Raw genomic sequence first — 20428 nt, 5'->3', positions numbered from 1 at the left:
GAGGACGAAGAAGGCGAGGACGAAGAAGGCGAGGACGAAGAAGGCGAGGACGAAGAAGGCGAGGACGAAGAAGGCGAGGACGAAGAAGGCGAGGACGAAGAAGGCGAGGACGAAGAAGGCGAGGACGACGACTGAGATACAATCGCTTGATATTGCCGTTTCCCAGCGTAGGAACCACTACGTAACACGGACGCGTCGAGAACTCTAGTACTCCAGCGGAGAATAAGGTCGCGACCGGCAGATAGATCCATGATCGTCAGATAGAATTTTCACAGATATACGTATATAACAAACCCTCTGCCTACCATCTTTGCCCGTATGCTCGGTTGTCCCGAAGCCAACCTCGACCACCTGTGACCGGAGGGGTTATTTTCCGTCCGCGTCGCCATTCTCACCGCGTTCCGCTTCCAACACGTCGTCCGCGAACTCCCGGATTCGCTTCTTCTCTTCGGCGCTCACGTCGACCGCCTGCGCGCTCTCCATCTAGCCGTTCACGACCGCGTTCTGCTGTGGCCCCCACACCTCCGGCGGCTGTGCCTTGATGTACTCGGCCCACCGGATCACCTGCTCGTAGCGGGGCGGTCGCTGGGGGCCGTCATCGCTTCCGGCCGAGCCCTCTTCAGGCGTTCGTGAGTCGCTCATAGCGGTCTTCGACGTCGAGTCGTTCGACCTATCTTCCGAGGCGGTCGCGGGAAAGCGTTTCCGGGAGGATCAGAACAGCCCGGGCACGAGGACGTAGCTCAGGAGCATTCCGAACAGCCCGGCGAACAGCGCGAACAGGGCCATCGGGACGATCGCCTTCCGGAGCAGGTCGCCCTCGCGGCCGGTGATTCCGACGACGCCGCAGATCGCGGCGACGTTCAGCACCGAGACCATGTTGCCGAGGCCGCCGCCGACGTTCTGGAGGCTGACGGCGATCGTCCGGGAGAGTTCGACCGTCTCGGCGGCGTTGTACTGGAGCACGCTGAACAGGATGTTCGAGGAGGTGTTGCTCCCGGTCATGAACGAGCCGATGGCGCCGATCCACGGCGAGATCATCGGGAGCAGGCCGCCCGCGCCGATCGCGAGCGCGCGGCTGAGCGCCTCCATCATGCCGAGGAGGCCCGCGGTGTTCGTCTGCGACTGGATCATCACCTGCGTCATCGACACCGCGATGATCAGCGTGAGCGCGGCGGGCGCGACCTGCTCCGCAGAGCGCCGCCACGCCGCGCCCATCTCGTCGACGTCCATCTTGTGGATGAGGCCCGTGAGGACGGCGATCGGGATGAACGGCATCGTGCCCGGGAGGTAGAGATACTGGAGCGTGTACCCGAGCTCGGTGCCGAGGATCGAGTCGATGCCGACGGTGAAGCTCTGGATCCACGGGAGCACGGCGGTGCCGGCGACCGTGAGGTCGGGCCACCGCGTGGCGAGCAGCGCGAGCGCGACGAGGAGGTACGGCGTCCACGCCAGCAGCACCGACATCTCTTTTTGTGGCTGGTCGCGGGAGATCTCGTCGAGTTCGAGGCCGCCGAGCCAGGTGTCGCTCCACTGCGAGTCGGTCGGGAAGTCCCACTCGCGGTCGGGGATGAGGATATTGTTGTTCGCGAGCAGGAGCCCCACGCCGAGGACGACGAACCCGGCCGCGATGTCGGGGAGCGCGGGCCCGACGAACCACGCGACCACCAGCTGCGTCCCGCCGGTGACGACGCCGAGGAGGAGCGCGAACGGAGCGATGGGGAGCGTGTCGCGGACGGCGCCGCCGACGCTCCGGCCGCCGTCGGCGTCACCGAACCAGTACGTCAGGAAGAACACGCCGAGCAGCCCCCAGAACACGTACGTCACGCCCGTGACGATGCCGGACCACGCGGAGACCATCGAGAGGAACTCGGAGACCCCCATCGAGCCGGAGAGCGCCGGGTCGATGACGGCGCCGGTGCCGCCGATGACGGGGGTCCCCGCGGCGCCGAACGGCGGGTTCGGCGCGTTGAAGAACAGCCCGAACACCGCGGCGGCCAGCGGCGGGAAGCCGAGGCCGATGAACAGCGGCGCGGCGAGCGCCCCGGGCGTCCCGAACCCGGCGGCGCCCTCGATGATCGTCATGAAGCCGAGCCCGATGAGCAGGACTTGGATGCGTCTGTCCTCTTCGATCTGTCCGAAGTACCACCTGATAGTGGCGATGGCGCCGCTCCCCTCGAGGTAGTTCATCAGGAGGATGGCGCCGAAGACGATCAGGATGATGTCGACCGCCTGGAACGCACCGTAGACGGCCGACGCGGCCAGCCAGTCGATCTCCATGCCCCAGTAGGTGAGTCCGATCCCCCCGGCGAGCAGCCACCCGACCCCCATCGCGCGGGCGGCGGACCACCTGAGTCCGGCGAGCAGGACGAACGCGACGCCGATCGGAATGACGCCGACGAACGCCAGTGAGAGTACGTTTGTCATGAGTATGTCTTTCGACCGTGTTTGGGCGTCTCACAACGATCCATATGTAACTTTCTTTTTTGACGATATTACTGGCGAGGAGTTGGGTACTGGCCGGGCGTCCGATGAGAAAGATACGTTATGTATCCCGTTAAGAAACTGCGTATAGGGAAACACCCATTAGGCTGTTACAGCAACCACGGCGTATGTCAGTCGAGTCAATCGCGACCTTCGAGTCGTCGCTCGACGAGGTCGGCGTCGAGTGCGTCCGGACGACCGCCGACGGGTTCGAGTCGGCGCTGGCGCCGCTGCTCGACGACCCGGCGGTCGGCGCGCCACTCCCGTTCGACGGGGTCTCGCTCCCGGACGCGGTGAACAACGACCCGACCGTCGCCGAGCTCGAAGCCGCGGCGACGGGCGTCACCGCCGCCGGATACGGCATCGCCGACTACGGCTCCGTGGTGATTCAGGGCGGGGCCGCCGGCGAGGAGCCGGTGAGCCTGTACGCAGACGAGCACGTCGCGGTCGTCGCCGCGGACGACGTCCTGCCGGACATGGACGCCGCGTTCGACCGCCTCGGCGCGGACGTCCGCGACGGCGCGGGGCAGTCGATCATCGCGACCGGACCGAGCGCCACCGCGGACATGGGCGCGCTCGTGAAGGGGGCGCACGGGCCGATGGACGTGACCGTCGTGCTGGTGGAGGACAGGTAGATGAGCGCCGAGAACCGACGGCGGAAGGCCGAACACATCCGCCACATCCTCGACACCGAGGGCGACAGCGTCCAGCAGAACACGCGCGTGTTCAACGAGGGACGCTACGAGTCGACCGGCGACCTCGACGACTACGAGCGGCTGAAAGACGAGGCGCGGGCGATCAAGGAGGACGCGATCGAGCGGCTGCCGGACCTCATCGACGAGGTGACCGAGGCCGTCGAGGCCAACGGCGGCACGGTGTACCTCGCCGACGACGCCGCGGACGCGAACCGCTACATCACGGAGGTCGTCGACGGCCGCACAGCCGTGAAGTCGAAGTCGATGACCAGCGAGGAGATCGAGGTGAACGAGGCCCTCGAGGCGGACGGCGCCGACGTGTGGGAGACCGACCTCGCCGAGTTCGTCCTCCAGATCGCCGACGAGGCCCCGTCGCACATCGTCGCCCCGGCCATCCACAAGTCGCGGGAGGAGATCGCCGCGCTGTTCGACGAGGTGTTCGAGCCCGAGGACCCCCCGGAGACCGCCGAGGAGCTGACCCGGTTCGCCCGCGAACACCTCGGCGAGAAGATCCGCGACGCCGACGTCGGGATGACGGGCGCGAACTTCGTCACCGCCGACACCGGGACGCTTGCGCTGGTGACGAGCGAGGGCAACGCCCGGAAGTGCGTTCAGGCGACCGACACCCACGTCGCGGTCGCGGGCGTCGAGAAGGTGATCCCCAGCGTCGAGGACCTCCAGCCGTTCGTGGAGCTCATCGGTCGGTCGGGGACCGGCCAGGACATCACCTCCTACGTCTCGCTTCTCACCCCGCCGACCGACTCCCCGACGTTCGGCGACAAGGCGCTCGGCTCCGGCGACGAGCGCGACTTCCATCTCGTGTTAATCGACAACGGCCGGATGGAGATGCGCGACGACGACCAGCTCCGGGAGACGCTGTACTGCATCCGGTGTTCGGCGTGCGCGAACTCCTGTGCGAACTTCCAGCACGTGGGCGGCCACGCCTTCGGCGGCGAGACGTACTCCGGCGGAATCGCGACCGGCTGGGAGGCGGGCGTCCACGGCGAGGAGAGCGCCGCCGAGTTCAACGACCTCTGTACGGGGTGTAGCCGGTGCGTGAACCAGTGTCCGGTGAAGATCGACATCCCGTGGATCAACACCGTCGTCCGCGACCGCATCAACCGCGGGACGGACAGCGACCTCGACTTCCTCGTCGAGGGGCTCACGCCGGACGCGGATCCGGGCGGGATCGACCTCCAGAAGCGCCTGTTCGGGAACTTCGACACGCTGGCGAAGCTCGGGTCGGCGTTCGCGCCGCTGTCGAACTGGGTCGCGGAGGCCGGGCCCGCCCGATCGGTGCTGGAACGGACGCTCGGCGTCGACAGCCGCCGCGAGCTCCCGCGGTTCGAGCGCGAGTCGCTCGTCGACTGGTTCGCGGACCGGGGCTCGCGGGTCGACCCCGACGCCGCTCGCGAGCGCGTGACGCTGTACCCCGATGCGTACACCAACTACGTGCGCACCGAGCGGGGGAAGGCGGCCGTCCGGGTCCTCGAGTCGCTCGGCGTCCACGTCGACGTGCCGGCGGCCGGCGAGAGCGGACGCGCGCCGCTCTCGCAGGGGATGGTCGCGACCGCGCGGTCGAACGCCGAGGCCGTGTACGAGTCGCTCGCGCCGGCCGTCGCGGCGGGCCGGGACGTCGTCGTCATCGAGCCCTCCGACCTTGCGATGTTCCACCGCGAGTACGGTCGGCTCCTCCCGACGGAGGAACACGAGGCGCTGAAGGAGCGCAGCTACGAGGTGATGGAGTACGTGTACGGCCTGCTGGAGAACGGCGCCGACCTCGGCGCGCTCCCCGACGGCGACGGCGAACGGATCGCCTACCACAGCCACTGCCAGCAGCGCACGCTGGACCTGGAGCCGTACACGACGGCGGTCCTCGACGACGCGGGGTTCGACGTGGTGACCTCCGCCGTGGAGTGTTGCGGAATGGCCGGCAGTTTCGGCTACAAGTCCGAGTACTACGACCTCAGCGTCGACGTCGGCGAGACGCTCGCGGACCAGTTCACGACGGACGAGACCGCGGACCGGACGGTGGTCGCCAGCGGCACGTCCTGTCTCGAACAGCTCGACGCCCTGCTCACGCGGCGGCCCGCGCATCCGGTCCGGCTCCTCGACGCGCGGCGTGACCGTCGCTGACGCGCCCGCTCCGGGCGCGTCGCTCCGCGAGTCGGGGCCGTCGAGTTCAGGTGGGCTTATATGTTCCCCGGTCGGATCCGGGACTATGGACGACCACTCGCACGAGCCCGACCCGGACAAGCGCGTGACCGCACCGATGCAGGAATTCGGGAGCCGCGAGGTCGGCGTCGGCGCGGCCGTCACGCTGGTCGGCCTGCTGATCGCGTACGCCGTCCCGTTCCTCGCGACCTTCTGAACGCCGTCGCTCGTCGCGTTTTTCCGTAGTCGTTCGGCCGCCGGCAGCGACTCGCCTAGCGCGGGTACCAGGCGAGCGGGTGGTCCGCGGTGAGTTCGAGGGAGACGGGCTCGTCGAGGTCGAACTCCTCGACGTGGTTGTGGAGGCAGTGGACCGCCTCGCCGGAGTCGAGTTCGACCCGGTAGACGAAGGAGGGCCCGACGTACTGCCGCGAGGTGACGACGCCGTCGGCGAGTTCGGAGGTCGCGGGGGTCGCGCGGAGGTCGTCCGGGCGCACGAGCACGTCGACCGGCGCGCCGTCGTAGACGGTGTCGTATCCCTCCAGCGTCACGGCGTCGAACCGGCCGATGCCGGTGTCGACCTTCCCGTCGCGGAGCTCTCCTTCGAGGAACGACGCCCGCCCGAGGAAGGAGGCGACGAACTTCGACTCGGGGCGCTCGAAGACGGACTCGGGGCGGCCGACCTGCTCGATCCGGCCGTCGCTCATCACCGCGACGCGGTCGGAGATGGAGAGCGCTTCCTCCTGGTCGTGCGTGACCGAGACGGCGGTGACGCCCGCCTCCTTCAGGATGCGGCGGACCTCCTCGCGCATCTCGACGCGGAGGCGCACGTCGAGGTTCGAGAAGGGCTCGTCGAGGAGGAGTACCTCGGGCTCGGGGGCGAGCGAACGCGCGAGCGCGACGCGCTGCTTCTGCCCGCCGGAGAGCTGGTCGGGCGTCTTCTCGCCGTGGTCGGTCATCTCGACCAGTTCGAGCAGCTCGTCGACGCGCGCCTCGCTCTCGGCGGCGTCGGCGTCGGTCAGCCCGAACGCGATGTTCTCGCGGACGGTGAGGTGGGGGAACAGCGCGAAGTTCTGGAAGACGATGCCCACGTCGCGCCGCTCCGGCGGGACGAACGACCCGTCGCCGGCGACGACCTCGTCGCCGAGGGTGATTTGCCCCTCAGTCGGCTCTTCGAGGCCGGCGATGGTGCGCAGCGTCGTCGTCTTGCCGCACCCGGAGGGGCCGAGGAACGTCAGCAGTTCCCCGGACCGCACGTCGAGCGAGACGTCGTCGACGGCGGTCTCGGGGCCGAACGCCTTCGTGACCTCGGACAGCGACAGGACGGGGTCCGCGGCGGCGGTCGCCCCGTCGTCGGCGGCGGCGCTCGCCCGGTGGTCGGTCGCGGAGTCGTCCGATCGATCGGCCGTCGCGTCGTCCGACTCGGTCGAGCGCGTCGTGCCGACTGGTTCCGTGGATGCCATCGATGAGGGGCGGGCACCGGAATGGCCGGCGTCCCGCGGTTGCCGCCACATACTTTAGGAGCACCTAAAAGCGTATCGCTCGCTCTCGGGGCGTCGAAATCGAGTGACCGCGCGGTGATACAGCACCGTCTCGCCGCTCACCGCGCGCACAGCGACGGCTCAGGCCAGTTCGCGCTCGATCACGTCGCGGTGGTCCCGCACCGCCGCGGCGGAGAGCGCGACCGACTCGTCGCCGACGGTGAGCGAGAGGGCCCCGTCGGTCGTCACGTCGCCGAGCCGGAAGACGGGAAGGTCGCCGACCGCGGCCGCGACCGCCTCGGGCTCGGTCGTCTGGACCAGCAGGCGGCCGGGCGTCTCGTCGAAGGCCGCGACGCGGTCCGGGAGGGTCGCGTCGACGCCCGCGTCGTCGGTCACGAGCTCGGCGAGCGCGACCGCGAGCCCGCCCTCGCTCACGTCGTGGGCCGCGAGCGTCGACTCGTGGCGGGCGGCGGCCGCGAGCGACGCGACGAGGCCACCGAGGTCGTCGGCCGCCCCGGACTCGTCGGGTAGGGTCGGGAACCGGTCGCCGCCGCCGGCGTGCGCGAGGTACTCGGAGCCGCCGAGCGCGTCGCCGCCGGACCCGACCAGCAGAAGCTCGGAGTCGGCCGCGCGGTCGGCGTCGAGCGCGGCGGGCGGGGCGTCGTAGCCGCGCCGCGTGCCCAGCACCGCGAGCGTCGGCGTCGGGGGGATCGGCCCCTCGACGCTGTCATTGTACAGGGAGACGTTGCCGCCGACGACGGGCGCGTCGAGCGCGGCGCAGGCGTCCGCGAGGCCGTCGACGATCCCCTCGAACGCGCCGTACACGTCGGGCTTCTCCGGGTTGCCGCCGTTGAGACAGTCGACCGCGGCGAGCGGGACCGCGCCGGTCGCGGCGAGGTTCGTCGCGTTCTCGAGGGCGACGGCTCGGGCGCCCTCGTACGGCGCGACCGCGGTCCACTTCGGGTTCGCGCCAGAGGCGAGCGCGAGGCCGACGCCGTCGGCGGAGGCGGCCGTTTCGCTCGCTTCGTCGGTCGGCTCCGTCTCGCGGACCGCGAGCAGCGCGGCGTCGTCGCCGGGCTTCACGGCCGTGCGCGTCCCGACCTCGTGGTCGTACTGGCGGTACACCCAGCGCTTGCTCGCGGTGGACGGGGCCGAGAGGACGGCCGCGACCGCCTCGTCGAGCGAGGGCTCGTCGGCGGGCAAGTCTCGGTCCGGCTCGCTCGGCGGCTCGCTTTCGAGGTCGTTCATCGGCGCGCCGTCCGCGAGGAACTCGGCGGGCGCGTCGACGACGGTCTCGGGGTCCCGGTCGGTCGCGCCGTCGGCGTCCGCGCCGCCCTCGCCGTCCGCGCCGCCGGCGAACTCGCAGACGTAGTTGCCGTCGGTCACCTCGCCGATGACCGAGCAGCCGAGGTCGAACCGCTCGGCGAGGTCGGCGACGCGCTCGAGGTCGTCCGGGGCGACCTCGTAGCACATCCGCTCCTGGCTCTCGGCGAGCAGAATCTCGGTGGCGTTCATGTTCGGCTCGCGCTGGTGGACGGCGTCGAGGTCGATCCGCGCGCCGAGGCCGCCCTTCGCGACGAGTTCAGAGGAGGCGCCGCCGAGGCCGGCCGCGCCGAGGTCGCGGGCCGAGCGGACGAGGTCCTCGTCGATCAGCGCCTCGTTACACTCGATCAGGCGCTTCTCGGCGTAGGGGTCGCCCACCTGGACCGCGGGGCGGTCCTCGGTCTCGGCGTCCTCGGCGAGGTCCTCGCTCGCGAAGGACGCGCCGCCGAGCCCGTCGCGGCCGGTGCCGTTCCCGACGAGGACCAACTTGTTCCCGGGCTCCTGTGCGGTCGCCGTGACGAGTCGGTCCTCGTTCGTGAGGCCGACGCAGGCGACGTTGACGAGGGGGTTCCCCTCGTAGCCGCCGTGGAAGGCGACGCTGCCGCCGACCGTCGGGACGCCGATACAGTTGCCGTAGTGGGAGATGCCCTCGACGACGCCCTCGAAGAGGTACCGGGAGCGCTCGCGGTCGAAGCCGCCGAAGTACAGCGAGTCGAGGAGGCCGATCGGGTACGCGCCCATGCTCATCGTGTCGCGGACGATGCCGCCGACGCCCGTCGCGGCGCCGTCGAATGGGTCGACGAAGGAGGGGTGGTTGTGGCTCTCGACGCCGAAGGTGACGTACGTGTCACCGTAGTCGTCGGCGTCGCGCTCGGCCGCGGGGTCGTCGGCCGCGTCCGGCTCGGGCAGCGCGAGGACCGCGGCGTCGTCGCCCGGGCCGACCACGACCTGGTCGCCCTCGCTGTCGAACGCCGACAGGAGGGGCCGCGAGGAGCGGTACGCGCAGTGCTCGCTCCAGAGGTTCTCGAACAGCGCGGCCTCCGCCGCCGTCGGCTCGCGGCCGAGCTCCGCGGTCACGAGCTCGTGGTCCGCATCGGACAGACTCATTCACTTACGTGGTCATCGAGCCGGTTCTAATGCTTTTCTATACGCACGTTCGTGGTGATACCCCGAGCGGGATCCCGCACAGTTAGCGGTCTCGGAGGCGCGTGCCTGCGAGCGGCCGCCACCGGCGGCCGCGAAGCCAGCACGCGCGAGGGAGTCGGTGGGCCGAAGCGAAGCGGAGGACCACCGACGAGGCTGGGGAGGTGTGAGGTGCGGGGCTGTGCGGAGTGGGACTCAAAGGGGCAGCCGGGAGGCTGGGCTTTGGAGGAGGCTCTCACGGCCGCAACGATCTATAGCCGAGCGGGTGGAGCTTTCGAGGAGGTTCCCACGACCGATCCGCCGGCAATCAGTCACGAATGACCGGTCGGACCGTCGGCAGTGTTGGTCGTCGGTCTGCCGACGGCGATTTAGCCAGAGTGGTCTGGTTATAACTAAACGGCCGGAACGCCGAGCGAGATTTATGCCAGAACGGTCACCGCGGCGAAGACGACGACCGTCCCGGCCGCGCCGAGCGCCATCGCCTTCGCGTTGAGCTTGACCGCCTTCCTGCGGTCGGCGGCGAGCGCCTCCTCGTTTTCGATCTCGCTCGTCCCCCCGCCCACGTCGAAGACGCCGATGCCGGCGAAGCCGATACAGAACCGCTCGCGGTACTGTAACGCGCCCATCGCGGCGCCGTACAGCGGGAAGACGGAGAGGATGAGCGACCAGCGCGGCCACGCGAACGAGACGGCCGCCGCGACGAACGCGGCCGCGAGCGCGAGCGACCCGACGCCGAGGAGGAGCCGCCGTCGCTGCTGTGTCGGTCCGATGTTACACACGCCCGGTTGATACTCCATGGGATCGGAAAGAGCGGCAGAAGCAAAGCCTCAACGGATCGCTCCGGCGACCGGTACCGCTAGCCCCGAGCGACCGGCCCGCCGACGCCCGTCGCTTGACCGGCCGACGCTCGTCTCTCGACTCGCCGACGCCGAGCGACGGTTCATTATCGGCCGCCCGGAACGGGGGATCGAACGCGACGGGCGACCGAGACCCGGACCGTCGAGCGCGGGACCTGGGACGGTACGAGACGATACTGGAGTCGCTCGAACCGGTCGACCTCGGAGCGATTGCGGAGGAGTGCTGGCGGAGCGTCGAGACCGCGGACGCGACAGTGCGCGCGGAGGCGACGGCGACGGTCCGCGCGGACCGTAGTCGGCTCAAACAGGTGCTGGAGAACCTCCTGCGGAACGCCGTCTCGCACGGCGGCGCGGACGTGACGGTCACCGTCGGCGACCTCGACGGCGGGTTCTACGTCGCGGACGCCGGCCCCGGACTCCCCGAAGACGAGCGCGGCGAGGTCTTCGAGGCCGGCCACACGACCGACTCGGACGGGACCGGCTTCGACCTCGCCATCGTCGAGCGGGTCGGCGAGGCGCACGGCTGGGCAGTATGCGTCACCGACGGTCCGGACGGCGGGGCGCGCTCCGAGTTCACCGGCGTCGGTATCGAGTGACGGCGCCGCCGGGGCGGGAGCCGGCGGTGGAAACGGTGAAATGCCCGGCAGCCGACGTGGCTGTGTGAAACGGATTCAGCTCGGCAACACCGTCTTCGAGGGCGAAAACGACGTGTACCTACTGGACGGGGAGACGACGGCGCTCGTCGACACCGGGGTCGCGCTCCCCGAGGTCCGCGAGGAGTTGGCCGACGGCCTCGCCGAGTACGGGCACGCGTTCGGCGACGTGGACGCGGTCGTCCTCACCCACTGGCACCCGGACCACGCGGGACTCGCCGGCGAGGTCCAGGCCGAGGGCGGCGCCGACGTGTACGTCCACGAGGCCGACGCCGGCCTCGTCGACGGAACGGAGACGCCGCTGTTCGCCGACCGCGACCTCCAGCGCGAGACGTTTGAGCGGTGGGGGATGCCCGCCGCCGACCAGGAGCGGCTGACCGAGTTCTTCGACGCCGTCAGCGTGGACCTCTCGGGGCGACCGGCCGACGTGACGACCTTCGCGGACGGCGACGCGATCGAGGCCGGCGGCGTCGAACTCGAAGCCCTCCACCTTCCCGGCCACACCGCGGGACTCTCCGGGTTCGCGTTCGACCCGCGGGCTGTGTCGGACCACGACCCCATCGCTGGTGAAGACGCGACCGAGGAGGCGTTCACGGGCGACGCGCTGCTCCCGAAGTACACCCCCAACGTCGGCGGCGCCGACATCCGCGTCGAGGGTGCGCTCGCGGCCTACGCCGAGAGCCTCGCGCGGATCGTCGACCGCGACTTCGACGCCGCGCATCCGGGGCACCGTCAGCGGATCGACGAGCCGAGCCGCCGCGCGGCGACGATCCTCGACCACCATCGGCACCGGACCCGCCGGGTGATCGGGGTCCTCGACAACTCGGGGCTGGCGACCGCGTGGGAGGTGTCGGCCGCGCTGTTCGGCTCGCTGGAGGACATCCACGTCCTCCACGGTCCCGGCGAGGCGTTCTCGCACCTCGACCACCTCGCCGACGCCGGCGTCGTCGAGCCCGACGGGACCGCCTACCGACTCGTCGACCCCGACCCCGACGTCGACGCCCTGTTCCCGACGACGCCGCTCGACGACGTCGTCGACGGGAGCGACGACGCGTAGGCGGAGAGGATCGGGGGCGTTCCGGCGCGACCCCGAAACCGACCGCCGCCGAAAGCTATTCCCGGCGGCCGGCGTAGTCGGGGACGTGAAGCGGGACGCCCTCGTCGCGGTCGCGGTCGCCCTCCTCGCCCTCGTCGCGCTCGGCGTCGCGGCCGCGACGCTGGACACCGCCGTCGACACCGGCGGCGGCGGGTTCGGCGGGAGCGGCGGAGACGCCCCGAGCGTCGGATCTGACACGGGCGACCCCGGCGTCCTCACGTCGTCGGGGGAGGCGGGCGACTTCTCCGCGCCGGGGCTCTGTCTGCCGTTCCTCAGGGAGCCGCCCGCCGTGATCGCGCTGCTCGTCGGCCTGACGCTGCTCGCGGGGGTCACCTATCGCGACACCGGGTCGCCGTTCGCGAGCGTCGCCGTCGCCGGCGTGATGGGCGCCCCGATCGCGGTCCTGTTCTGGGTGCTGTCGACGTGCCGGTCGGTCGCGGAGAACGTCTCCACCTCGCTCGGGATGGGCAGCAACGGGACGGAGTTACTGTCGACCGGCGCGGCCGGCGGCGGGCTCGGCAGCGGCGAGGGCGCGGCGTCGGCGCCGCAGATCCTGTTCGCGGTCGTCGTCGTCGCCGCGGTGATCGCGAGCGTCGCCGCGCTGCTCCTCGCCGGCGGCGACGACGAGGCGGACGGCGGCGGCGACCGGACCGACGAACCGGTCGAGGAGCCGCCGGACCTCGCCGCGGTCGGGCGGACGGCCGGCGAGGTCGCGGACCGGATCGAGTCCTCGGACGCGGACAACGAGGTGTACCGCGCGTGGCGCGACATGACCGACGTCCTCGACGTCGACCGGCCGGACTCCTCGACGCCCGCGGAGTTCGCGGCCGCCGCGGTCGACGCGGGCGTCGCCGAGGAGCCGGTGACCGCGCTCACCGAGGTGTTCGAGCGGGTCCGATACGGCGGCGAGGACGCGACCGACGACCGGGAGCGCCGCGCCGTCGAGGCGCTGCGTCGGATCGAGGAGCGGCACGGAGGCGACTCGTGACGCGCGCTCTGACGGAGAGCGCGGGCGAGACGGTGGGAACCGACGGTGGTGGTCGGTAGTGCGGCCGCTCGCCGTCGCGGGAGTGCTGGCGGTCGCCGTCGGCATCCTCGCGGCGCTCGACCGCGGCGTGGCGTCGGTCCTCTCCCCCACGTCGGCGGTCGTCACGCTGATCGGCGTCCTCGGCGTGGTTCAGGGGATTCGATACGCGAACGCGCGTCGGGACCGCCGGCGGATGCCGACAGACACCGGAGAGCCGGAGCGGCGCGCGCCCGCCGCGGTGCCCGGTGCCGACCTCGACGAGCGGATCGCCCGCGTGGCCAGTCCGGCGCCGGGGGGTTACCGGAACCGTCGCGCCCTCCGCGACCGGGTCCGGGAGGTCGCCGTGGACGCCGTCGCCCGCGACCGCAACTGCTCGCGGGAGGCGGCGGCGACGGCCGTCGACGACGGGACGTGGACGGACGACGCGGCCGCCGCCGCGTTCTTCGACACCCGGACCGCCTATCCCGTCCGGGTCCGGCTCTCCGCCGGGGTCCGGGGACGGTCGAACTACTGGTACGGGCTCCGCGCCGCGATCGGCGAGATCGAGCGGATAGAGGGGGGTGCGGCGTGAGCGACCCCTCAAGCGGCGCCGCCGCGTCCGAGCCGGCATCGACCGACGGTGAGGCGACCGGACGAGACGGCGACGCGGTCGGACGCGACCGCGACGCGACCGAGACTGAATCGGCCGACGCGACCGAGACTGAATCGGCCGGCGCTCCGAGCGACCGGGAACACCGCCGAACGATCGAGACGGAGCGCTGGCTGGGGATGGCGGGGGCGGCGCTGGCGCTGGTCGGCCTCGGCGTGCTCGTCCGGCAGTCGTCGCTCGTGCTCGCCGGCGCGGTGGGCGCCGGGTATGCGGTGTACTCGCGGGCGGGCGACGCGTCGGCGCCGGCGCTCGCGGTGACGCGGACGGTGAGCGACGAGGCCCCGGAGCCGGGCGACGAGGTCAGCGTGACCGTCCGGGCGGAGAACGTCGGCGAGGAGGCCCTGCCGGACCTCCGGCTCGTCGACGGGGTCCCGCCGGGGTTGGCGGTCGTCGACGGCCCCGCTCGGGTCGCGACGGCGCTGCGACCCGGGACGGCGGTGACGTTCGAGTACACGGTGCGCGCGGCCCGGGGCGACCACGAGTGGGAGCCGCTGACGGCGATCACCCGCGACGCGGCCGGCGCCCGCGAGCGCACGACCGCGCTCGACGCGCCGACCGCGATCGCCTGTACGCCGGAGCTGTCCGCCGGCGGCGACCTCCCGCTGCGCGGGCTGACGACCGTCCACCACGGTCGGGTGCCGACCGACGTGGGCGGCGCCGGCGTCGAGTTCCACGCCACCCGGGAGTACCGCCGCGGCGATCCGCTCAAGCGGATCGACTGGAACCGGCGGGCGCGGACGGGGGAGCTGTCCACCGTCGAACTACGCGAGGAGCGCTCCGCGACGGTCGTGCTGGTCGTCGACGCCCGCGAGTCCGCGTACGTCGCCGCCGACCCGGACGCCGAGACGGCGGTGGAGGCGAGCGTCGCGGCCGCGGGACAGGCGTTCTCCGCGCTCCTCGACGGGGGCGACCGGGTCGGGATCGCGGCGCTGTCGCCGATCGACTGCTGGCTGCCGCCCGGCAGCGGGACCGTCCACGCGGCCCGCGGGCGCGAGACGCTCGCGACCGACCCCGCGCTGGCGCCGACGCCGAGCGACGACCGGTTCTACCGGTCGCTGTGGCTCCGGCGGTTCCGGCGGCGGCTCCCGGCCGACGCGCAGGTGCTCTTCTTCACCCCCCTCGTCGACGAAACCGCGACGGCGATCGCGCGGCGCGTCGACGCGCACGGTCACCTCGTGACGGTCCTCTCGCCGGACCCGACGACGGCCGAGACGGCGGGCGAACGGTTGACCGCCTTCGAGCGCCGCCAGCGGCTCCGGGCGCTCCGGGCGGGCGGGGTCCGCGCGCTGGAGTGGGGCGACGACTCCTTCCCGGCCGCGGTCGCGGCCGCGACGAGGCGGTGGTCGCGATGAGCGGCGACGGCTCGGCGCCCGGAACGGCTGGCGACGGATCCGCGATTGCGACGGGGGGCGACGAGTCGGCGTCCGAAGCGCCAGCCGACTTCCACGAGGCGGACGCCCGGCCCCCGACGGTCGCGGTCGTCGCGAGCCTCGCCGCCGCGGGCGTCGCGGCGACCGCCGCGCTGATAGCGAGTCCGACGGGTGGCGCGCTGGTCGGGGTCGGCGCGCTCGCGTTCCTCGGCGGCTCGCTCCGGGGGTCGGCGCGAGTCCTGACGTGGGGCGCGACCGCGGGCGTGGCGGGGATCGCGCTCGCGGGGTACCGCGGCGCCCCGCCCGAAGCCCTGCTCGTCGCCGCCGTCGGGCTGGCGGTCGCGTGGGACGTCGCCGACCACGGGGTCGGCCTCGGGGAGCAGGTCGGACGGGGCGCTCGGGTCCGGCGGAACGTCGCGGTCCACGCGGGGGCGAGCCTGCTCGTCGGCGCGCTCGCGGCCGGCCTCGTGTACGGCGTCTCGCTCGCGGTCGGCGGCGGCCAGCCCGTGGCCGCGCTCGCGCTCCTCTTGGCGGGCGGTATCGCGCTGATCTCCGCGCTGCGGTGACAGTGCGAGCGCCAGGTTTACCGGGCCGCCCGCGCGCTGCGCGGCGATCGCGGACGCTTTTGTGCTGGCCCGGCGACGGCCGAGTATGCGAACCGAAGGGTGGTCGGCGTGACCGACCTCGTGACGTTCGGCGAGACGATGCTCCGCCTGTCGCCCCCGCGCGGCGAGCGGCTGGAGACGACGGACTCGCTCGACGTTCAGGCAGGCGGCGCCGAGAGCAACGTGGCGGTCGGCGCGTCGCGGCTCGGCGTCGACGCCGTCTGGCTCTCGAAGCTGCCGGACTCCCCGCCGGGGCGCCGAGTGACGAACGAGCTGCGGAGCCACGGAGTGACGCCCGAGGTGGCGTGGACCGACCCGGCTGAGGGCCGCGTCGGGACGTATTACCTCGAACGCGGCGGCACGCCGCGGGGGTCGAACGTCGTGTACGACCGCGGGGACGCCGCGATCACGACGGTGACGCCCGGGGACCTGTCGACGGCGTCGTTCGCGGACGCGAGCCGGTTCCACACCACCGGGATCACGCCCGCGCTGTCCGACCGCGCCGCGGAGACGGCGGCCGCGCTGCTGCGCGAGGCGGGCGACGCGGGGCTCACTCGCTCGTTCGACCTGAACTACCGGGAGAAGCTCTGGGACCCGGAGACCGCGCGAGCGGCCTACGAGAGCCTGTTCGAGCACGTCGACACGCTGTTCGTCCCGCGGCGGGACGCCCGCGAGGTGCTGGACCGCGAGGGCGACGCGGTCGCGATCGCGCACGGACTGGCCGCGGAGTTCGGCGTCGAGACGGTCGTCGTCACCCGCGGGACGGAGGGCGCGGTCGCGCTGCGCGACGGCGAGGTGTACGAGCAGGGCGTCTTCGACGCGGAGACGATCGACGCGATCGGCACCGGAGACGCGTTCGTCGCGGGCTACCTCGCGAAGCGGATCGACGGCGGCGACCTCCCGGCCGCGCTGGAGTGGGCGGCCGCGGTCGCGGCGCTGAAACGCACCGTCACGGGCGACGTCGCCGTCGTCACGCCCGGGGAGGTCGAGGGCGTGGTGGCCGGCGGCGGCGGCATCGATCGGTAGTCGACCGGCGCGGGGCGAGCGCCGGAGCTAAACCCTTATCAGCGCGCGGGTGGCAGATACGCCCGTATGAGCGACCTCCCGGACGACTTCGACTGCACGCTCACCAACTGGGAGTACATCTACGGGCTCTGCCGCAACGTCTCCGACGCGGTGAAGCGGGCCGACTTCGAGCCGGACGTGGTCGTCGCCCTCGCCCGCGGCGGCTGGTTCGCGGGGCGGTGTATCTGCGACTTCCTCGGGCTCAACGACCTCACCAGCCTCAAGATGGAACACTACGTGGGGGCGGCCGAGAAGAGCGACGAACCGCAGATCCGCTACCCGATGCCCGAGGGGAGCGTGGAGGACAAGAACGTCCTCATCATCGACGACATCGCCGACACCGGCGGCTCGATCAGCCGCGCCGAGGAGTACGTCGAGGACCGCGGCGCGGGCGAGGTCCGCACCGCGACCCTCCAGCTCTTGGGCACCTCCGAGTTCCAGCCCGACTTCGTGGGCGAACGGCTCGAACAGTGGACGTGGGTCGTCTACCCGTGGAACTTCCTCGAAGACATGATCGACCTCACGGAGGGCGCCATGGAGCGCGCCGACGACTCGACGTTCTCGCGGGAGGACCTCCGGCACTACTTAGAGGAGTACCACGGCATCGGCCGGATCGAGATGGAGGTCGCCCAGCCCGGCCGCCTCGACGAGGTCATCGACGAGATGGTCCGGCGGGACGTGGCCGAGCCCGTCGGCGACGAGACGTGGGCGCTCGCCGAGTAGTCGGACCGAGCGATGGCCCCCGGAGACGACACCGACGCTGACCCCGCAGACGACGCGGTGCTCGACGCCCTCCTCGACGCCTACGCGCTCAAAGACGAGCGGCGCACGGGGTGGCAGCTCCGCGGGGTCGACGAGCCCGAGTCCGTCGCCGCCCACTCGTGGGGCGTCGCGTACCTCGTGTTGACGCTCGGGGACCGGTTCCGCGAGGATCTCCCGGGCGTCGACCGCGACCGCGCCCTCCGGCTGGCGGTCGTCCACGACGTCGCCGAGGCGGAGACGGGCGACGTGGCGACGCGGGCGGCCGACGTGGCGACGCGGGCGGCCGACGTGACGGCCGACGACGACGCGACCGGGGACGCGGTCGATCGCGAGGCGAAGGTCGCCGCCGAGCGAGAGGCCATGCGCGACCTCGCCGGCCCGCTCCCAGAGCGCGTGCGGGACGCGTGGGAGGCGTACGAGGCCCGCAATTCGCCGGAGGCGGTCCTCGTCAAGGAGTGCGACCTGCTCGACACCTGCCTCCAAGCCCTGCGTTACGAGCGCGGCGACCGGTACGACCCGGAGCGCGGCGATCCCGATGCGTTCCGCGAGTACGACGACCTCGACGAGTTCTTCGCGACGAGCGAGCCGCGGCTCCGGACCGACGCCGGGGTGGAGCTGTTCGCGTCGATCCGCGAGCGGTACCGGGCGGCGCGCGACCGGTAAGCGCTCTCGCAGTCCGGTAGCGCCCGCGACCCCGACCGTTCAGCGGTTGCGAGGCCATCGACGGGACGGCGCTCGACCGTCACCGGCGCGAGCGACACCAGTAAGTGTCGGCCGGACCGATTCGGGCCATGGCATCGAACCGCGACGACGGGGTCGCGTCAGACGGCCCGGCGACCGGAGCCGGCCTCGTCGACCGCTGGACCGCGCTCGACCGCGGCTGGCAGGCGCTCGCGCTGGGGCTCGGGATCGTCGCCGCGCACCTCGTCGGGCAGGCGCTGTGACGGGGATCGGCGAGGCGGTCCGCGCGTACCTGCCCGGCCTCGCGCTGCTCGCGGGCGGCGCGGTCGCCGCGACGCTCGTCGCGGACGCGGTCCCCGGCCTCCAGCCGCTCGTCGTCGCCGTCGGGATCGGCGTCGGGCTCGGCAACACCGTCGGGATCCCCGAGATCGCGGAGCCGGGCGTGAGCGCCGACAAGCTGTTCTTAGAGACCGGCATCGTGCTGCTCGGCGCGGCGGTGGCGGTCGAGGAGTTCCTCGCCGCGGGACCGACCGTCCTCGGGCTCGTGGTGGCGGTCGTCGCCGGCGGGCTCCTGTTCGCGGAGGTCGTCGCGCGCGGGCTCTTCCGGATCGGGTCGCCCACGTCCTCCCTGTTGGCGGCCGGCGCGAGCATCTGCGGGGTCTCCGCGGTCGTCGCAATCGGCCGGGTGCTGGACGCGCGCGGGACCGCGATCACCTTCGCGGCCGCGACGATCCTGCTGTTCGACGCCGCGACGCTCGTCGCGTTCCCGCTCGCGGGCGAGTGGCTCGGCCTCACCGGTCGACAGTTCGGCGTCTGGGCGGGCGTGAGCATGTTCTCGACCGGCCCCGTCGCGGCCGCCGGGTTCGCCTACTCGCCCGAGGCGGGGCAGTGGGCGACCGTGACGAAACTGGCGCGCAACTCGCTCCTTGGCGGCGTCGCGGTCGCGTACTCGCTGGCGTACGCGGCGCGGTCGGCCGCCGACCCCGGCGTCCGGCGGCTGTGGGCGGAGTTCCCGAAGTTCCTGCTCGGCTTCCTCGCCGTGGCGGCGGTCGCCAACAGCGGGCTGCTCTCGCCGGCCGCGCTGGCGTCGATCGGGCGCGTGTCGGACGCGCTGTTCGCGCTGGCGTTCGTCGGCCTCGGGCTCTCGATCCGGGTCGACGACATGCGTGCGGTGGGCGCCGCGCCCGTCGGCGCGGTGCTCGTCCACCTCCTCGCCGTGAGCGCGGTGGCGCTCGCGGCGGTCCGCTGGCTGCTGTGAGACGGGTTCTCCGCGGAGCCGTCGACGACGCGCCGGGCCGTCGACCGCGGCCGCCGACCGCGTTCACTCCTTATAAGTAGCGAGCGGGCGCACTCGGGGTATGGGAACCATCGGATTCATCGGCGGCAGCGGCATCTACGAGGCGCTCCCCCTCAACGACGTGCGCGAGGTCGTGTTCGACACGCCGTACGGCGAGCCGAGCGACGCGGTGACGATCGGCGAGTTCGGCGACACGGGCCGCGAGGTCGCCTTCCTCCCGCGCCACGGATCGAACCACGGCGTCTCGCCGACCGACCTCCCGTACCGCGCCAACATGTACGCCCTGAAGCAGGCGGGGGTCACCCACGTGTTCGCGTCGAACGCGGTGGGGAGCCTGAAGGAGGAGTTAGCGCCCGGCACGCTCGTCGTTCCCGACCAGATCTACGACCGGACGAAACACCGCGACCTCTCCTTCTACGGCGACGGGGTCGTCGTCCACCAGCCGTTCGCGGACCCGTACAGCCCCGAGCTCGTCGACCACCTCACCGAGGCGGCCGAGTCCGCCGTCGGCGGCGAGGGGGACGACGGCACGGACGTCGTGAAGGGCGGCACCTACGTCTGTATCGAGGGGCCGCAGTACTCGACGCGCGCGGAGTCGGAGTTCTACAAGAGCCAAGGCTGGGACCTCGTCGGCATGACCGCGATCCCGGAGGCGAAGCTGGCCCGCGAGGCCGAGATCGCGTACGCGACGATCGCCGGCGTCACCGACTACGACGTGTGGAAGGCGGACAGCGAGGTGACGCTCGAAGAGGTGCTCGAGAACGCCGAGCAGAACCAGGCGGCGATCAAGGCCGCCGTCGAGGAGGCCGTGCGGACCCTGCCAGAGGACTTGGAGTGTGACGCGCACACGTCGCTCGAAGGCACCGTCAACACGCCGACGGAGGCGATCCCCAAGGAGACGAAGGAGCGCGTTGAGCCCCTGCTCGGCGACTACTTATAAATAGACGCGCCGTGCGGTGGCGCGTGCCTGTGAGCGGCCGGAGCGAAGCGGCGGCCGCGAGGAGCACGCGCGAGGGAGTCGGTCGCCCTCCGCGCTGCTCCGGGCGACCGGCGAGGCTGGGGAGGTGTGAGGTGCGGGGGCGGTGTGAGGTG

General features: G+C 72.0%; 20 protein-coding genes. 15 read left to right on the top strand and 5 right to left on the bottom strand.

Features of this window, described 5'->3' with window-relative positions; translation table 11 throughout:
* Positions 1-483: 483 nt before the first annotated feature.
* Positions 484-642 carry a hypothetical protein gene (locus EXE51_RS17970; RefSeq protein ID WP_241990632.1) on the bottom strand — a complete coding sequence of 53 codons (159 nt, stop codon included), beginning with the start codon at positions 640-642 and terminating at the stop codon, positions 484-486.
* Positions 643-711: 69 nt separating this feature from the next.
* Entirely contained in the window at positions 712-2424 is a 1713-nt protein-coding gene (locus tag EXE51_RS12095; RefSeq protein ID WP_094495417.1) for an L-lactate permease, read from the bottom strand.
* Between the two features lie 185 nt (positions 2425-2609).
* Here EXE51_RS12095 and EXE51_RS12090 point away from each other — a divergent pair, with 185 nt between their 5' ends.
* From EXE51_RS12090 to EXE51_RS17780, 3 genes are all read left to right on the top strand, one after another.
* Complete coding sequence (locus EXE51_RS12090) at positions 2610-3116, top strand: lactate utilization protein C (RefSeq protein ID WP_137692745.1); 507 nt, start codon at positions 2610-2612, stop codon at positions 3114-3116.
* A complete protein-coding gene (locus tag EXE51_RS12085; RefSeq protein WP_137692744.1) occupies positions 3117-5312 on the top strand; it encodes an LUD domain-containing protein in 2196 nt (731 codons plus the stop codon).
* A gap of 85 nt (positions 5313-5397) precedes the next feature.
* Positions 5398-5547 carry a hypothetical protein gene (locus tag EXE51_RS17780; protein WP_167373067.1) on the top strand — a complete coding sequence of 50 codons (150 nt, stop codon included), beginning with the start codon at positions 5398-5400 and terminating at the stop codon, positions 5545-5547.
* A gap of 55 nt (positions 5548-5602) precedes the next feature.
* On the opposite strand, the gene EXE51_RS12080 is transcribed toward EXE51_RS17780, so the two are convergent.
* The 3 genes from EXE51_RS12080 to EXE51_RS12070 form a co-directional block, all read right to left on the bottom strand.
* On the bottom strand, positions 5603-6790 hold the full coding sequence (locus tag EXE51_RS12080; protein ID WP_089307993.1) for an ABC transporter ATP-binding protein: 1188 nt from the start codon (positions 6788-6790) through the stop codon (positions 5603-5605).
* Positions 6791-6949: 159 nt separating this feature from the next.
* Positions 6950-9238, bottom strand: a complete 2289-nt coding sequence (gene purL, locus EXE51_RS12075) for a phosphoribosylformylglycinamidine synthase subunit PurL (protein WP_137692743.1) — start codon at positions 9236-9238, stop codon at positions 6950-6952.
* Between the two features lie 455 nt (positions 9239-9693).
* Entirely contained in the window at positions 9694-10071 is a 378-nt protein-coding gene (locus EXE51_RS12070) for a hypothetical protein (protein WP_049931502.1), read from the bottom strand.
* 95 nt (positions 10072-10166) lie between these two features.
* On the opposite strand from EXE51_RS12070, the gene EXE51_RS12065 reads away from it, so the two are divergent.
* From EXE51_RS12065 to mtnP, 12 genes are all read left to right on the top strand, one after another.
* Complete coding sequence (locus EXE51_RS12065; RefSeq protein WP_241990631.1) at positions 10167-10727, top strand: HAMP domain-containing sensor histidine kinase; 561 nt, start codon at positions 10167-10169, stop codon at positions 10725-10727.
* A 64-nt stretch (positions 10728-10791) separates the two neighbouring features.
* Positions 10792-11841 carry an MBL fold metallo-hydrolase gene (locus EXE51_RS12060; RefSeq protein ID WP_137692741.1) on the top strand — a complete coding sequence of 350 codons (1050 nt, stop codon included), beginning with the start codon at positions 10792-10794 and terminating at the stop codon, positions 11839-11841.
* Positions 11842-11926: 85 nt separating this feature from the next.
* Complete coding sequence (locus EXE51_RS12055) at positions 11927-12868, top strand: DUF4129 domain-containing protein (protein ID WP_086216740.1); 942 nt, start codon at positions 11927-11929, stop codon at positions 12866-12868.
* Positions 12869-12926: 58 nt separating this feature from the next.
* Positions 12927-13478: a hypothetical protein gene (locus tag EXE51_RS12050; RefSeq protein ID WP_086216739.1), complete on the top strand. Its 552-nt coding sequence runs from the start codon at positions 12927-12929 to the stop codon at positions 13476-13478.
* Positions 13475-14908: a DUF58 domain-containing protein gene (locus EXE51_RS12045; protein ID WP_137692740.1), complete on the top strand. Its 1434-nt coding sequence runs from the start codon at positions 13475-13477 to the stop codon at positions 14906-14908. The genes EXE51_RS12050 and EXE51_RS12045 overlap by 4 nt, the downstream gene beginning before the upstream one ends.
* Positions 14848-15492 carry a hypothetical protein gene (locus tag EXE51_RS12040; protein ID WP_094583260.1) on the top strand — a complete coding sequence of 215 codons (645 nt, stop codon included), beginning with the start codon at positions 14848-14850 and terminating at the stop codon, positions 15490-15492. The genes EXE51_RS12045 and EXE51_RS12040 overlap by 61 nt, the downstream gene beginning before the upstream one ends.
* 99 nt (positions 15493-15591) lie before the next feature.
* A complete protein-coding gene (kdgK1, locus tag EXE51_RS12035) occupies positions 15592-16557 on the top strand; it encodes a bifunctional 2-dehydro-3-deoxygluconokinase/2-dehydro-3-deoxygalactonokinase (RefSeq protein WP_199234056.1) in 966 nt (321 codons plus the stop codon).
* 66 nt (positions 16558-16623) lie between these two features.
* On the top strand, positions 16624-17319 hold the full coding sequence (locus EXE51_RS12030; protein WP_049931497.1) for a phosphoribosyltransferase: 696 nt from the start codon (positions 16624-16626) through the stop codon (positions 17317-17319).
* Positions 17320-17331: 12 nt separating this feature from the next.
* A complete protein-coding gene (locus EXE51_RS12025; RefSeq protein WP_137692739.1) occupies positions 17332-18021 on the top strand; it encodes an HD family hydrolase in 690 nt (229 codons plus the stop codon).
* A gap of 128 nt (positions 18022-18149) precedes the next feature.
* A complete protein-coding gene (locus EXE51_RS17775; RefSeq protein WP_167373068.1) occupies positions 18150-18302 on the top strand; it encodes a hypothetical protein in 153 nt (50 codons plus the stop codon).
* Positions 18299-19297, top strand: coding sequence for a YeiH family protein (locus tag EXE51_RS12020; protein ID WP_049931496.1), 999 nt, complete (start codon positions 18299-18301; stop codon positions 19295-19297). The genes EXE51_RS17775 and EXE51_RS12020 overlap by 4 nt, the downstream gene beginning before the upstream one ends.
* Before the next feature lie 100 nt (positions 19298-19397).
* Positions 19398-20276, top strand: a complete 879-nt coding sequence (gene mtnP, locus EXE51_RS12015; protein ID WP_137692738.1) for an S-methyl-5'-thioadenosine phosphorylase — start codon at positions 19398-19400, stop codon at positions 20274-20276.
* Positions 20277-20428: the final 152 nt, after the last annotated feature.

Source organism: Halorubrum sp. CGM5_25_10-8B (assembly GCF_005435095.1).
Classification (GTDB): Archaea; Halobacteriota; Halobacteria; order Halobacteriales; family Haloferacaceae; genus Halorubrum; species Halorubrum ezzemoulense.
The sequence above is the reverse complement of the archived record's forward strand: the minus strand, read 5'-3'. Positions and strand labels throughout refer to the sequence as shown.

Excerpts from the sequence above, each read along its gene's own strand:
- EXE51_RS17970 (WP_241990632.1), bottom strand. The coding sequence starts at position 642 with ATGAGCGACTCACGAACGCCTGAAGAGGGCTCGGCCGGAAGCGATGAC.
- EXE51_RS12095 (WP_094495417.1), bottom strand. The coding sequence starts at position 2,424 with ATGACAAACGTACTCTCACTGGCGTTCGTCGGCGTCATTCCGATCGGC.
- EXE51_RS12090 (WP_137692745.1), top strand. The coding sequence starts at position 2,610 with ATGTCAGTCGAGTCAATCGCGACCTTCGAGTCGTCGCTCGACGAGGTC.
- EXE51_RS12085 (WP_137692744.1), top strand. The coding sequence starts at position 3,117 with ATGAGCGCCGAGAACCGACGGCGGAAGGCCGAACACATCCGCCACATC.
- EXE51_RS17780 (WP_167373067.1), top strand. The coding sequence starts at position 5,398 with ATGGACGACCACTCGCACGAGCCCGACCCGGACAAGCGCGTGACCGCA.
- EXE51_RS12080 (WP_089307993.1), bottom strand. The coding sequence starts at position 6,790 with ATGGCATCCACGGAACCAGTCGGCACGACGCGCTCGACCGAGTCGGAC.
- purL (WP_137692743.1), bottom strand. The coding sequence starts at position 9,238 with ATGAGTCTGTCCGATGCGGACCACGAGCTCGTGACCGCGGAGCTCGGC.
- EXE51_RS12070 (WP_049931502.1), bottom strand. The coding sequence starts at position 10,071 with ATGGAGTATCAACCGGGCGTGTGTAACATCGGACCGACACAGCAGCGA.
- EXE51_RS12030 (WP_049931497.1), top strand. The coding sequence starts at position 16,624 with ATGAGCGACCTCCCGGACGACTTCGACTGCACGCTCACCAACTGGGAG.
- EXE51_RS12025 (WP_137692739.1), top strand. The coding sequence starts at position 17,332 with ATGGCCCCCGGAGACGACACCGACGCTGACCCCGCAGACGACGCGGTG.
- EXE51_RS17775 (WP_167373068.1), top strand. The coding sequence starts at position 18,150 with ATGGCATCGAACCGCGACGACGGGGTCGCGTCAGACGGCCCGGCGACC.
- mtnP (WP_137692738.1), top strand. The coding sequence starts at position 19,398 with ATGGGAACCATCGGATTCATCGGCGGCAGCGGCATCTACGAGGCGCTC.